Consider the following 14,412-nt stretch of genomic DNA (forward strand, 5'->3'; position numbering starts at 1 on the left):
CCTGAACCCCCACTTTGGCGCAAAATTTCCGGGCAGGGACCAACATGGCCACTCCACTACCTTTTTCCCGTTTCGAATGGCTGATTGCCTGGCGATATCTGCGTGCGCGCAGGGCCGAGGGGGGTGTCAGCACGATGACCTGGATCAGCCTGATCGGGATCGCGCTGGCGGTGTTTGCGCTGATTGCGACGCTTGCGGTGCGCACCGGGTTTCGCTCTGAATTTGTCGGCACCATTCTGGGGGCCAATGCGCATGTGACGCTTTATTCCCACGGCACGGTCACCGATCAGGGCCGCATTGACCGCAAGCTGACCGACTATGATGCGCTGGCCGCCCGCGCGGCAGAGGTGCCCGGTGTCATCCGCACCGCACCGCTGATCAAGGGGCAAGTGATGGCGAGCCTGCAGCAGCGCAATTCAGGTGTCGAGGTCTTTGGAATTTCCGCCGAGAACATCCGCACCATTCCGGGGGTTGCCGAAAGCGAGCAGGCGATTGGTGATCTGGACCGGTTTGAAGAGGGGGTTGCCATCGGCTCTGGCGTTGCGCGCGAGCTGGGCGTTCAGATCGGCGACCGGATCAAGCTGATCTCCCCGAACGGGGTGAAAACCGCCTTTGGCACCAGCCCGCGGGTCAATGCCTACGAGGTGGTCTATATCTTTACGGCCGGGCGCTATGACATTGATCGTACACGCCTTTACATGCCGTTTGCCGAGGCGCAGAGCTATTTCAACCGCGAGGGCTTTGCCGATGAAGTGGAGGTGATCGTCGAAGACCCCGAAAACGTCGAGCGGCTGGTTCTGCCGCTGCTGAGCGCGACGGGCGAAATCAGCAATGCCATCGGTGTCTGGACATGGCGCGATGCCTCTGGCGGGTTTCTGCGCGCGCTGGAGGTTGAGGACAATGTGATGTTCATCATCCTGTCGATCCTTGTTCTGATTGCCACGATGAACATCGTCTCGGGTCTGATCATGCTGGTCAAAAACAAGGGGCGCGACATTGGCATCTTGCGCACCATCGGCCTGAGCGAGGGATCGGTGATGCGGGTGTTCTTTATCTGCGGGGCCTTTACCGGGGTGATTGGCACCACGCTGGGTGTTGTTCTGGGCTGTCTGTTTGCGATCTACATCGATCCGATCTTTTCCTTTGTAAACTATGTGATGGGCGGCGGCGTTTGGGATCCGTCGATCCGGGGGATCTATGCCTTGCCGGCAGAGCTGCGGCTGGCTGATGTGCTGTCGGCGGTCGGGCTGTCACTGTCGCTGTCCTTTATCGTGACGATCTTTCCCGCCCGCCGGGCGGCCCGCATGAACCCGGTGGAGGCACTGCGCTATGAATAACCCGTCCTCCGCGACCCCCGTTCTGCATCTTGCCGGGGTTGAGAAATCCTACAATCGGGGTTTGCCCAATCAGGTGGATGTGCTGTCTGGTGTCGATCTCAGCGTCGCAGCAGGCGAGGTGGTTGCGCTGGTTGCGCCCTCGGGTGCGGGCAAATCCACCCTGCTGCATATCGCTGGCCTGTTGGATACGCCCGATGCCGGCACCGTCGAGATCGCAGGCCAGGCACTGAGCGGAAAATCCGATGGCAAACGCACGGCCATGCGGCGGCAGGATGTGGGGTTCATCTATCAGTTCCACCACCTGCTGGCAGAGTTCACGGCACAGGAGAACATCGTGCTGCCGCAGCTTGCCAATGGAGTGAGCCAAAGCGCAGCCGACGCGCGGGCGCGCGAGCTGCTGGAGCGGGTGGGGCTTGCGGCGCGTGCCGGTCATCGCCCCGCCGCCATGTCTGGCGGCGAACAGCAGCGGGTGGCGTTCTGCCGGGCGCTGGCAAATGGTCCACGGCTTTTGCTTGCGGATGAGCCGACTGGCAACCTGGATCCGGGGACGTCGGATCAGGTGTTTGCGGCGCTGATGGATCTGGTTGCTGCAACCGGTATGGCGGCGGTGATTGCGACCCATAACCTGGACCTGGCAGCGCGCATGGACCGCGTGGTGCGACTTGAGGCGGGGCAGCTGCACAGCGGTCTGTGAAAACGGCGGGGAGGAGACCACCACGCGCCCCGGCCCGTTTTCTGATGGTTCGCGCTCAGGCGCAGATGGCGCGCACGTCGACGCCTTTCCACGGCAGGTAGACATCGCTTTCGCGGCTTTGTGGCAGGTCGGTGACGGGCATCGCCCCTTTCAGCATCTCATGCAGCCGCTGGGTGCGCTTGCCGGTGGGATCAAGCGCGCGGCAGCAGACATATTCCTCGACAATGGCGCCTTGCTGTTCATAGCCGAAATCTAGAAACCGGCGGGTGCTCTGATCGGTGCTGAGGTCGAACAGATAGGGGTCCTCACTCGCGCGGTGTTCGGCGGCGGCGCGAAGCGGGTGATAGCCGGTTTTCGCCCTTTGCTGCCATTGCCAGACATGGGTGGCCTCATGCGCAAGGAGCATCGCCTCTACCAGATAGAGCCGTTCGGGGTAGGCGGGCATATAGTCGTCGACATACCAATCCTGCACGTAGAAGATCCGGTTGAACAGCGCCAGCGCCGCGGGGGAGGAGGTGACGATTTCGTCCTTGGCGGGGGGCAGAATGCGTTCGCGGCAGGTGACACGCGGGCGGGGTTTGCGGCGAAAGGTGACTTGGGACAGCGGTGCGCCCTCGTGGATGCGCAGCCGGTTCAGATCCAGTTCATCGCCGTGGATGAGGCTCAGAAATTCTGCCTCTCCGTCAGACACGGGACGACCGCAGGCTGCGATGATCAGCCCAAGGCCGGCCACAAGCCCGATCCAAAGTCTGCGCTGTATCAGCCGCCCCCGCCCAAAGCGGGAGCGCGCAAGACAGGTCAGCCAAAGACGGAAACGCGCGATCATGCCACCAGCCTAGGGCAACTCTCCCAAGGCGGGGAGTCACAATTCGCCGGAGCCATGCAAATGCGGCATCGGGCTTGGCGGGATCCTGTCAGGTGGGATCCTGTCAGATGTGATCCGGTCAGGCGGCATCGTATCAGGGCGCGCGTTTGCGCAGCTCTACACAGGTTTCATTGTAGCAGGCGCCGTCTTCGATATCGGTGCGCAAATCAATCGGGATCAACGCATTGACGGTGAGCCCTGTGTGGCTGCTTTTGCGCCAGGTGCCCTTGGGGCTGTAAAGCACGCCGGGCCGGGTTGCATCGGTGATATGCGCCACAAGACCGACGGTCGCCTGATCGTTCAATAGATCCACCTTGTCACCCTCCTGCAGGTCCAGCCTGCGCGCGTCTTTGGGGTGAATCTCGACGATTTCCTCGCCATCGGAAAGCGGCTGATCGCCAAAGGTCGCATTGGTGCGCTTGCTGGAAGAGGGCGTGATGAGCACGAAAGGCAGCTTGCGCGTGGCCGGGTCATAGCGGGGCACACCAAAGCCGCCTTCTGCCTCGTATCTGTCGCTGAAGAGTTCGATCCTGCCAGAGGGGGTTGCAGGCAGCACGCTGTCGCACATCACCGGTTCCCGACCGTCCGCCGTGGTGATTTCAAGCGCCCGATCCAGCGGCATATCCTGCGGACGAAAGCCCTGCAGATAGGGGCTTTGGGCGTCCATGGCCTGATCCATCAGCTCTGCGTCACTGTCGCGGAATTCTGGCGTGTCATAGCCAAAGCGGGCGGCAAGCCTGCGAAAGATCTCGGTGTTTGGCAGGCTTTCGCCCACCTGCGCGATCACGGGGGCGGCGCGCTGGATGTAGTTCTGACCATAGGCGCCATAGACGTCATTACACTCGAAATGGCTGGAGGCGGGCAGGATCACGTCACACATCCGCATGGAATCCGTCATCACCACATCGCTGCCTGCGACAAAGATGTCTTCCTGGCTCAGTGCCTCGATGAGGCGGGCCTGATCTGGGTGGGTGGCGACCGGGTTGTGGTTGTAAATCATCACGGCCCGGATCGGGATGCGCATCTGCGGGTCCAGCATCTTGCGGGCCACATCTAGGATGTTGATGACCCGCGTGTCCGGGTCGATCAGGTGGTCGCCTTGCAGCCGGGCCGGTGTCTTGGGGGCCGCAAAGCCGGGTTTCGCCATGACGCCCGCGCCGATGCGCCCATGCTGGCCAGTGAGCGCCTGCAAGGCCATCGCTGCGCGCAGGCCAGAACCACCGGAGCGGCCCCGCTCGATCCCGTTGCCGAGCGAAGTGGACATGGTCCGTGCCGCGCAGATCCAGTCGGCGAGCTGGTTGAACTGCTCCACCGGCAGGCCGCAGATGTCGCGCACCTGATCCGGGGTGTAGCCATGTGCCGCCGCCATGTACGGGTCGGCGCCCGTGGTCCAGCGCGCGATGAAGTCCTGATCCAGCGCGCCGCGACGGTCGAGTTCGGCCGCCAGCGCCATCGCAAGAACCACATCGGTGCCCGGCACCAGTTGAAGGTGTAGGTCGCATTGCTCGGCAATCTTGGTGCGTTTGGGATCAATCACCACCAGTTTTGCGTCGGCCTTGCGGGCCTGTTTCAACAGGGGCGCCAGATGCAGGTTGGACACGGTGACATTGTTGCCCCAGACCAGCACCAGATCCGAATGCAGAACCTGCGCGGGGGGCATGCCGGGGGCGGTGCCAAACAGGCTCTCATAGGCGCCGCCGCGCACACCTCCGCAAAGCGGGCCGCGGTTCATGCGGGTTGCGCCCATCTTGTAAAAGAACCGACGGTCGATGGATCCTGCTGCCAGCTCTCCGTGCGGGCCTGCATAGTTCAGCGGCAGGACCGACTGGCCGCCGTGGGCCGCGATCGCGCGGCTGAAGCCTGCGTGGATCAGATCCAGCGCCTCCTCCCAGCTGATGGGTTCAAACCCATCGCCACCGGGCGGTCCGGTGCGGCGCAGGGGCCGGGTGAGCCGATTGGGCCCGTGCACGAAACCGGCATAGCTGCGCGCGACCTTGTTGCAGATCACACCGGCGGTGAACGGGTTGGCATGGGAGCCGTGCACAGCGCGGATCTGGCCGTCCCGCACGGTCACGGAAAGGCTGCAGGTGTCGGGGCAGTCCAGCGGGCAGACGCTGGGCAGGGTCTGGGCTGCGCCACTGTCGGGCGTGCCGGATGGGGTGGGGTGGATGTCATCGCGCATGGCTGGTCGGTCTCGGATCTGGCGGTTGCGGGGCCTGTTGCGGCACCTGCAACGGGGGATTGTCTGCCTGCGAGACTAGGGCCATCACTGCCCTGATGAGAACGGCCAGTTTGCAAGGATTTCATAAGGCCAGAGAAGCGTGGACGCAGGCAGAGCAACCGGCGCAGCAGTGGTGGCACGGGGCCTGCTAGCGCAGCTCTACCACCGATTTGCCCAGCCGGAAGGGCGCGGCAAAGGCCACCAGGCAAAGCGCAAGGATCTGCAGCACCAGAATATGAGCGTTTTCCTGCAGGTATTCCCATTCTGCCTTGAGCTGGCCGACCTGATCGATCAGCGCCTCGTAGGCGCGCGCAAGGATCAGGAAATCTCCGGCGATGGCAGGCACTTTGCGGCGCAGGTTGGCGACGGCGGCTTCGGTTGGTTCATCCAGCGCGGCAAAGACGATAAAGGCTTCGGGATCAAAGGCATCGGCCTGGGCGGCCATGGTTTCCATGTCGTCACGCACGCCACTGCCGCCAAAGAAGATGCGCAGCCCTTGTAGTGGCGCGACCTGATCGGTGACGGCAATGAACAGCGGCAGTTCGGCATTGCCCGCGGTGGAGGCGGAGAGAAATTCGACCTTGTCGCACAGCACCGCGATATCCGCATCATACGCAGGATCGCAGAACCGCAGTCGAAAGCGGGCGGCGTCGCGGTCAAAGGCTTCGGTTGCGGCATAGGCGATGTCGATCTGGCGTTCGAGCCGGCCGGTATCGGCCTTGTAGATGCCCGCAAGCACCGCAACCAGCGCGCCGATCCCGCCAAGCACCACCCAGCCAAGATCCGCCAGGCGCCAGACCTTGTGTCCTGCGGGGTGGCGAAACAGAAAGGCGGTGGCGACGCTGCCCACGGCAAAGCACATGAGGATGAGCATCAGCTGATTGTCGGCGATGGTCATCATGGGGGTCATCTCCTGCCTGTGTTGATTGCTCCAACCCTAGAAACTGTGCCGGGGCGCGGCAACAGTCCTCACAGAGGTGTCAGGTGGATTTTGCGCAGGATCTCAGCGCCGCAAGCGGTGGGGCTTGCGGGTGGGGGCTCTGGGTCGTCTGGGCCTGTTGTGGGGCCTGATGTTTGGCCTGCTGTTTGACCTGTTGATCTGTCTCTGGCTGCGCATCTGCGGTGCGATGGGGCTAGCCATGGCCCACGTGTTGGACACGCAACGGGCAAAAGAGAGGGCGGCGCCGCCAAGGGCCCAATGTCTCCATCAGGGCCAAAGGCGGAGAGTGGGACGGGCAGGGCCCATCTTCGCGAAACGTCTGGTGCGAAACCGCCCCAATGGTGTGCGGGGCGTCCGGTCTCCTGTTGGGGGTGCAGCGTGCCAGGCTGCACCAAAGTCGCGACGCAGACCACTATGACAGAGCGGATTTAACCCACCGTGAGCACTGCGTTCGCAGTTTTGCACCGCAGCGCAACAGGGAGGGAGGATCAGGCCGGGTGTCCCTTGGGGCGTGGCGCGCTGCGGCACGGCCCGCGCCTGACCTTAGATGCGGGGGTTCACGCTGGTTGGTGAAGGGGCGCCTCGCATCTAACCGTGCAAATCAAAGACCGGCGCTGGCTGGATGCTCCTTGGGGCGTGAGGCGTCAGCCGCACGGCCCGCGCCTGACCTTAGATGCGGGAGTTCACGCTGGTTGGTGAAGGGGCGCCTCGCATCTAACCGTGCAAGTCAAAGAGCGGCGCTGGCAGGATGCCCCTTGGGGCGTGAGGCGTCAGCCGCACGGCCCGCGCCTGACCTTAGATGCGGGGGTTCACGCTGGTTGGTGAAGGGGCGCCTCGCATCTAACCGTGCAAATCAAAGAGCGGCGCTGGCTGGATGCCCCTTGGGACGTGAGGCGTTAGCTGCACGGCCCGCGCCTGACCTTAGATGGGGGAGTTCAGGCCGGTTCCCGCAGGGACAAACAGTCCGGGGGACTGTTTGAGGCGTGGACGGGCGGAGCCCTTCGCATCTAACCGTGCAAGTCAAAGAGCGGCGCTGGCAGGATGCCCCTTGGGACGTGAGGCGTCAGCCGCACGGCCCGCGCCTGACCTTAGATGCGGGAGTTCACGCTGGTTGGTGAAGGGGCGCCTCGCATCCAACCGTGCAAATCAAAGAGCGGCACTGGCAGGATGCCCCTTGGGACGTGAGGCGTCAGCCGCACGGCCCGCGCCTGACCTTCCCCCCGGGAAGGCGCATTCGCGCCCTCCCAAGGTCAGGCGCGGGCCTTGTGTGGTGACGTTAGCAGGATGGAGTATTGCTAGCTCTTGGAATCCTATGAATGCTGTTCATTTTCCTCGAAGAGCACAAAGAGAATTAGCTAGGCCGGAGGGGGCAATTTGGCCTTGCAATCATTTCCTTCAAATGTTCCGCCAACCACACGACTATTTTCGATCCTAAAAGTAGTGATGCATGTCATCGTTATGTTTTGCGCTGATGTCCCGCCATACGAGTTGGTGAAAACTGTATTGCCGATAACTGTGCTGGTATAGGTTGGGCTGGTTCCAGGAATGTACACATTTCGCTGGCTTCCATACTTTAGAAATTTGGCTTTCCCGGAAGTATACACCGCGTCTGGAACGCCCCAGCGATCAACGAGCTCAGTCTCTGAGGCGTCAACCCAGCTTCCAACAAGTGACTTGTACCCTTCAGTTGTCGCGAGACAACCAGAGCAAAGGGTTAAAGCTGCGATGGAAAAAGCCGATTTCAATTTTGTCTCCATGATCTAGATTGATTCACAGCAATTTAGGCTGCAAATTCAACCATAGGGTAAGTAAAGTAAAGGGTTCTTGGGTTATTCAGAAGGTAGTAGCTCAGCGAACAGTCCGGACAGATTTAGACTATTCAGCCCACTCCCCCTCAAACATCCAGCTCCTCCACGAACTTCGCGTTCTCCTGAATATATTGGAAGCGCAGTTCGGGTTTCTTGCCCATCAGGCGTTCGACCAGGTCGCCGGTCTCACCCGGCTCGTCCTCGTCGATTGTCACCCGGATCAATTTCCGGGTCTTGGGGTCCATCGTGGTCTCCTTCAGGTCCTTGGCGTCCATTTCGCCAAGACCCTTGAAGCGGCTCACGTCGATCTTGCCTTTGCCGCCAAGGCCCTTTTCCAGCCACATGTCGCGCTCTGCCTCATCAAGGCAATAGACGCGGCGTGCGCCTTGCGTCAGGCGGAACAGCGGCGGGCAGGCGAGGTAGAGGTGGCCGCCGTCAATGAGCGGGCGCATCTGGGTGAAGAAGAAGGTCATCAAGAGCGACGCGATATGGGCGCCGTCGACGTCCGCATCGGTCATGATGATGATCTTGTCATAGCGCAGATCATCAAGGTTGAACTTGGTGCCAAGGCCGACGCCAAGCGCCTCGCAGAGGTCGCGGATCTCGGCGTTTGATCCCAGCTTGCCCGACGCCGCGCCCAGCACGTTCAGGATCTTGCCCTTGAGAGGCAGGAGCGCCTGATTGACCCGGTTGCGCGCGCCCTTGCCAGAGCCCCCCGCAGAGTCGCCCTCCACGATGAACAGCTCGGTGCCGGAGCGGTCCTTGGAGGTGCAATCGGTCAGCTTGCCGGGCAGGCGCAGTTTCTTGGTGGCGGTCTTGCGCTGGGTCTCTTTCTCCTGCTTGCGGCGCAGGCGTTCCTCGGCGCGCAGGATCAGGAAATCGAGGATGGCGCCGGCTGATTTGGTGTCAGCGGCCAGCCAGTTGTCGAAATGGTCCCGGACCGAGTTTTCCACCATCTTGGCGGCGGCCTCGGTGGACAGGCGATCCTTGGTCTGGCCGACAAACGCGGGATCGGCGATGAAGCAGCTTACCAGCGCGCAGCCGCCGGTCATCAGGTCGTCGCGGGTGATCTGGGCGGCTTTCTTGTTGTTGACCAGCTCGCCATAGGCCTTGATCCCCTTGAGGATCGCGGCCCAGAACCCGGTGACATGGGTGCCGCCTTCGGGCGTGGGGACGGTGTTACAGTAGGACTGGGTGAAGCCATCGCGCGAGGGCGTCCAGTTGATCGCCCATTCCACATAACCCGGTTCGCCAAATTTCTCGCGGAATTCGACTTTGCCCGCAAAGGGCACATCTGCGTAGACAGAGGATTTGCCCAGCACTTCGGTCAGATAGTCGCGCAGACCACCGGGGAAGTGGAAGGTCGCCTCTGTCGGGGTTTCGCCATCGTCGATGTGGCTTTTCCAGCGGATTTCGACGCCAGAGAACAGATAGGCCTTGGAACGCACCAGGGTGAACAGGCGTTTGGGTTTGAAACGGTGCGAGCCAAAGATCTGCTCGTCCGCGTGAAAGGTCACGGAGGTGCCGCGCCGGTTGGGGGCTGCGCCGACCTTTTCCACCCCGCCAAGGGGGATGCCGCGGGAAAACCGCTGTTCGAACAGTTCCTTGTTCTTGGCAACCTGCACCACCATCGAATCCGACAATGCGTTCACCACCGAAGAGCCCACACCATGCAGACCACCCGATGTCTGATAGGCCTTGCCAGAGAATTTGCCGCCGGCGTGCAGCGTGCACAGGATCACCTCAAGCGCGGATTTGTCCGGGAACTTGGGGTGCGGGTCGATCGGAATGCCACGGCCGTTGTCGCGGATGGTGACGGCGTAATCGGCGTGCAGTTCCACTTCGATGCGATTGGCGTGGCCTGCGACCGCCTCGTCCATGGAGTTGTCGAGGATTTCGGCAACCATGTGATGCAGCGCGCGCTCGTCCGTGCCGCCGATATACATGCCGGGGCGTTGGCGAACGGGTTCGAGGCCTTCGAGAACCTCGATAGAGGAGGCGTCATAGGTATCGGCTGCAGGCGTGCTGAGGAGATCGTCGGCCATGTGCGGGAGCTGCTCTTCCTTGGTGTTGGTTGGCGCCCATTATGGCAGGTGTTGGGGCCGGGTGGAAGAGGGACGCAAGGGGCTGTGGATAAGGTGGGCCGGGGCTTTGGTCACGGGGCCGAATGCGGGCGGCCGTGGGCGAAAGGGGGATTGCGGAACAATGGGGGCGTTCCGGGCCGCGGGTGGAGGGCGGTCGGGGCTGATCGGCGGCGCCGGGTTGGGGTCACACACTATTTCCGTGCTTGCGGGCGATTGGCGCTGTAGGTCTGTGGCAACGACAGGAGGAGCGCGCAGGATGACGGGACAGGGAATCAAGACGCAGGACTGGGAGGCCTTTCGTGCCGAGGCGCGGCGCATGCTGGAGGCTGCGCTGGATCAGATGCAGACGGCCTCTGACCATCCCTGGCAGCCGGTGCCAGAGGACATTGATGCACGCTATGCCATTGACGGCATGGCGCATGGGGCCGGGGCGGCGGTGGATCAGATCCTGAGCGATGTGATGCCGTATCATGGCGGCAACACCCATCCGCGGTTCTGGGGCTGGGTGCAGGGATCGGGTCTGCCGAGCGATATGATTGCCTCGGTTGCGGCGGCTGCGGTCAATGCCAACATGGGCGGGCGCGACCACGGGGCGAACTACATGGAGCGGGCCGTGGTGGACTGGACGCGCGCCAGCATGGGTCTGCCGGAGGGGGCGAGCGGGATCCTGGTGACCGGCACCTCTCAGGCGACGGTCATCGCCTTTCAGGCGGCGCGGCTCAGGGTGCTGAGCGGCCTGCGCAAGACAGGTCAGGGAGGGGTGCGCCTGACGACCTATGCGGGCGAGGGGGTCCATAACGCGACACTGAAGGCGGTGGAGCTGTTGGGGATCGGCTCGGACAATCTGCGCAAGGTGCCATTGGTGGACGGACAGATCGACTGCGCCGCGCTGGCAGAAATGGTGGCCGCGGACAAGGCCGCAGGGGCGCTGCCATTTCTGGTGGTGGGGACGGCTGGATCGGTTGATCTGGGCCTGTTTGATGATTTGAACGCCCTGGCTGATGCGGCGGCAGATCTGGGGCTGTGGCTGCATGTGGATGGGGCCTTTGGGGCCTGGACGCGGATCGCGGATGAGCCTTACCGATCGCTGAGTGATGGGATCGGTCGCGCCGACAGCATCGCGCTGGATTTCCACAAGTGGATGTATGTCGGCTATGACTGCGGCATGGCCCTCTTGCGCGACGAGGCAGAGCATCGCGCCGCATTTGCGGCCCGGCCCAGCTATCTGGAAGGGGCAGAGCGCGGCCTTGCCGGTGGGGAGCCGTGGTTTTGCGATTACGGCATCGACCTTAGCCGGGGAAATCGGGCGCTGAAGGTGTGGACCGCGCTCAAGACCTATGGCGCGGCGGCGTTTGGCGAGGCGATCACGCTCAACTGTCAGCTGGCGCAGGTGATGGGGCAGCAGGTCGAGGCAGAGCACCGCATGGCGCTGGCGGCGCCGGTGGTGTCCAACGTCTGTGTCTTTACGGCGCGGGCGGATCTACCGGTGCAGGCGCAATCCGACCTGAATGCGCGTATCGCGCAGCGCCTGCAGGAAAGCGGAGAGGCGGTGTTTTCCACCACGCGGGTTGGGGATGTCGTGATGCTGCGCGCGGCGATCACCAATCATCGCAGCCGCGTGGCCGATGTTGAGGCCGCGATTGCCGCTGTCGCACGAGAGGCAGACGCGGTCTGAGCGCCTTGCCACGGGGCACGGGCGCAACGGGGTGACGCAGGGCGATGCTGAGTGATGCAGAAACCCGCGTTTTTTCTGATTAACAGGGCGCGGGGCGGCTGTCTTTGACACAGGTCAGCGCGGACAGTGCGCACGAGGGGTAGAGTCCGGGGCGAACAAAACAACTCAGTGTATAGCCATTGGAGAGGGAGCCCCGAATGCCCAAAGACATGACCCGACAGGATGCCGCCGCAAAGACCCCCAAAGCCGAAGCAAAGGTGCCCGCAGTCATCGCGACCAAACCAACGCCGAGCCACGAGGACATCCGTCGCGCCTTTGAGACCGGGCAATACCCCTATTCGCGCAAGATGTCGCGCCCGGCCTATGAAAAGGAAAAGGCCCTGCTTCAGGCGGAGCTGCTGAAAGTGCAGCTGTGGGCCCAGGAAACGGGCCAGAAATTTGTCCTGTTGTTCGAAGGGCGCGATGCGGCGGGCAAGGGGGGCACCATCAAGCGCTTTACCGAGCATCTGAATCCCCGGTTGGCCCGTGTCGTCGCGTTGAACAAACCCACCGACGAAGAGCGCGGCCAATGGTATTTCCAGCGCTATATCAACCACCTGCCCACCAGCGGTGAAATGGTGCTTTATGACCGCTCCTGGTATAATCGGGCCGGTGTTGAGCGGGTCATGGGCTTTTGTGAACCCAACGAATATCTTGAGTTCATGCGCCAGACGCCCGAACTGGAGCGGATGTTGGTGCGCTCGGGGATACGGCTTTACAAATATTGGTTCTCTGTCACCCAGAGCGAGCAGGGCCGCCGGTTCAAATCGCGCGAGACCGATCCCTTGAAACAGTGGAAGCTGTCTCCCATCGACAAGGCGTCCCTGAACAAATGGGATGATTACACCGAAGCCAAGGAAGCGATGTTCTTTTACACCGATACGGCAGATGCGCCCTGGACGGTGATCAAATCGAACTGCAAGAAACGGGCCCGGCTGAACTGCATGCGCCATTTTCTCGCCTCGCTCGACTATCCCGGCAAGGATTTGCAGGTTGCCGCCGCACCCGACCCGCTGATTGTGGGGCAGGCGCACCATGTGATCCAGCGGTCAGACCACATTCTGGGCAAGGCGCTGCATCCCGACAATCGCGCAGGCTAGCCCCGCGCCACAGCCGTCTGGGGCCGGTATCGTCCGGCCCCTTTTGCTGTCTGCGGGCAAGACGGGACCGGTTGCAACGGATGGTAGAATCAGGCTTGCCGTAATTCCCTGCCGTGCCTAAGGCTGGTGTCATGACTGATACCATGACCCCAGAAAGCGGCCTGCCGCCCACAGGCGGCAGCAAGCCCCCGTCGCCCAATACCGTTCTCGGCCATTCCCGGGCACTCTTGCTGCTTGGTCTGCCGATGATCGGCGGCCATGTGGCGCAGTTTTCCATCGGCCTCACCGATACGGTGATGCTGGGCTGGTATGGCGTTGCTGAGCTGGCGGCGGTCACGCTGGGGTCGACCTATTTTTTCTCGATCTTCCTGTTGGGTTCGGGCTTTGCCTTTGCGGTGATGCCGATGGTTGCCGCCGCTGCCGGATCAGGAGAAGAGCGCCAGATCCGACGCACCACCCGCATGGGGCTTTGGCTGTCGCTGATCTACGGCGCCTTGGCGGTGCCGCTGTTGTGGTGGTCTGAGCCGATCCTGTTGTTTCTGGGCCAAAACCAGGAGGTCGCGCATGGCGCGGCGGAATACCTGCGCATCGCCGGCTGGGCCATTTTCCCCGCGCTGTTGTACATGGTGGTGAAATCCTATCTGGCCGCATTGGAACGCACCCAGGCGGTTTTGTGGTTCTCTGTCTTTGCGGCACTGATCAATGGTGTGGTCAATTATGCGCTGATCTTTGGCAATTGGGGCGCGCCAGAGCTGGGTGTGACAGGGGCGGCGATTGCCTCACTGGTCACCAATTTCATCTCATTCGGGTTGGTGATCGGCTATGCGCTGCGGATCCTGCCAGAGCATGAGTTGCTGAAAAACGCTCTGCGCCCGGATTGGGAGATGATGCGCCGGGTGCTGCGGATGGGCACGCCCATCGGGCTGACCACCGTGGCAGAGAGCAGCCTGTTTGCCGCCTCTGCCATGATGATGGGCTGGATCGGGACGGTTGCGCTGGCGGCGCATGGGATTGCGATCTCGCTCGCCGGGATCACCTTTATGGTGCATCTGGGTCTGTCCAATGCGGCGACGGTGCGGGCGGGCAATGCCTATGGGCGACGCGATCGGGACCATCTTGCGCGCGGCGCGCGGGTGGTGATGGCGATGTCGCTTGCGATGTCGGCGATCGGTATCGTGCTGATGCTGACCATTCCCGAGCCGCTGATTGCGCTTTTCCTGGATAGCGATGACCCGGAAAAGCCGCAGATCCTTGCACTGGGTGTTGGGTTGCTGGCGGCAGCGGCCCTGTTTCAGCTGATGGACGGGATGCAGGTTGTGGCCTTGGGGCTGTTGCGGGGGGTGCAGGACACCGCCTGGCCGATGGTGATTGCGGTGCTGAGCTATTGGGCGGTCGGCATTCCGGTGTCTTATCTGTTTGGCTTTGTCTTTGGCTGGGGCGGCATTGGGGTCTGGTTCGGTCTGGTGATCGGTCTTTCTGCCGCCGGGATCCTGCTGATGGCACGGTTCTGGATGCGTTCCATCAAGGCTGTGGGCTAGGGGACTGTGAGCTAGGGGCTGGATGCATTGATCTGACGCCACTGCCGCAGGACCAGCGAAAAAGCAGTGGTTTGGGGCGCGCAGAAATCGGCGCGCTGGCAAACACGTGTG

The 14,412-nt window shown here is 62.4% G+C and carries 9 protein-coding genes; 5 read left to right on the top strand and 4 right to left on the bottom strand.

What is annotated here, in order from left to right; translation table 11 throughout:
* Window positions 1-44: 44 nt before the first annotated feature.
* Together NIT7645_RS15375 and NIT7645_RS15380 are read left to right on the top strand one after the other, a co-directional pair.
* Entirely contained in the window at window positions 45-1,337 is a 1,293-nt protein-coding gene (locus NIT7645_RS15375; RefSeq protein WP_008559764.1) for a lipoprotein-releasing ABC transporter permease subunit, read from the top strand.
* Window positions 1,330-2,031: an ABC transporter ATP-binding protein gene (locus NIT7645_RS15380; protein WP_008562430.1), complete on the top strand. Its 702-nt coding sequence runs from the start codon at window positions 1,330-1,332 to the stop codon at window positions 2,029-2,031. Before NIT7645_RS15375 ends, NIT7645_RS15380 begins: the two co-directional genes overlap by 8 nt.
* Before the next feature lie 55 nt (window positions 2,032-2,086).
* Here the strand turns inward: NIT7645_RS15380 and NIT7645_RS15385 are convergent, their stop codons facing one another.
* The 4 genes from NIT7645_RS15385 to parE form a co-directional block, all read right to left on the bottom strand.
* Window positions 2,087-2,857 (bottom strand): hypothetical protein, encoded by a 771-nt coding sequence (locus tag NIT7645_RS15385; protein WP_008563197.1) that lies wholly within the window; start codon window positions 2,855-2,857, stop codon window positions 2,087-2,089.
* Window positions 2,858-2,990: 133 nt separating this feature from the next.
* Complete coding sequence (locus NIT7645_RS15390; RefSeq protein ID WP_050687470.1) at window positions 2,991-5,078, bottom strand: molybdopterin-dependent oxidoreductase; 2,088 nt, start codon at window positions 5,076-5,078, stop codon at window positions 2,991-2,993.
* Window positions 5,079-5,265: 187 nt separating this feature from the next.
* The gene (locus NIT7645_RS15395; protein WP_008559111.1) at window positions 5,266-6,018 is read right to left on the bottom strand and encodes a hypothetical protein; all 753 of its coding nucleotides are present in this window, start codon (window positions 6,016-6,018) and stop codon (window positions 5,266-5,268) included.
* A gap of 1,933 nt (window positions 6,019-7,951) precedes the next feature.
* Complete coding sequence (gene parE / locus NIT7645_RS15400) at window positions 7,952-9,910, bottom strand: DNA topoisomerase IV subunit B (RefSeq protein WP_008561322.1); 1,959 nt, start codon at window positions 9,908-9,910, stop codon at window positions 7,952-7,954.
* A 295-nt stretch (window positions 9,911-10,205) separates the two neighbouring features.
* Here parE and NIT7645_RS15405 point away from each other — a divergent pair, with 295 nt between their 5' ends.
* The 3 genes from NIT7645_RS15405 to NIT7645_RS15415 all read left to right on the top strand — a co-directional run bounded on the left by NIT7645_RS15405 (window position 10,206) and on the right by NIT7645_RS15415 (window position 14,301).
* Complete coding sequence (locus NIT7645_RS15405; protein WP_050687472.1) at window positions 10,206-11,624, top strand: pyridoxal phosphate-dependent decarboxylase family protein; 1,419 nt, start codon at window positions 10,206-10,208, stop codon at window positions 11,622-11,624.
* Between the two features lie 197 nt (window positions 11,625-11,821).
* Entirely contained in the window at window positions 11,822-12,763 is a 942-nt protein-coding gene (gene ppk2 / locus NIT7645_RS15410) for a polyphosphate kinase 2 (RefSeq protein WP_008559102.1), read from the top strand.
* A gap of 143 nt (window positions 12,764-12,906) precedes the next feature.
* Window positions 12,907-14,301 (top strand): MATE family efflux transporter, encoded by a 1,395-nt coding sequence (locus NIT7645_RS15415; RefSeq protein WP_008559249.1) that lies wholly within the window; start codon window positions 12,907-12,909, stop codon window positions 14,299-14,301.
* The last annotated feature ends 111 nt before the right edge of the window (window positions 14,302-14,412 follow it).

Origin of the sequence: Phaeobacter italicus, assembly GCF_001258055.1 — a bacterium.
GTDB lineage: Bacteria > Pseudomonadota > Alphaproteobacteria > Rhodobacterales > Rhodobacteraceae > Phaeobacter > Phaeobacter italicus.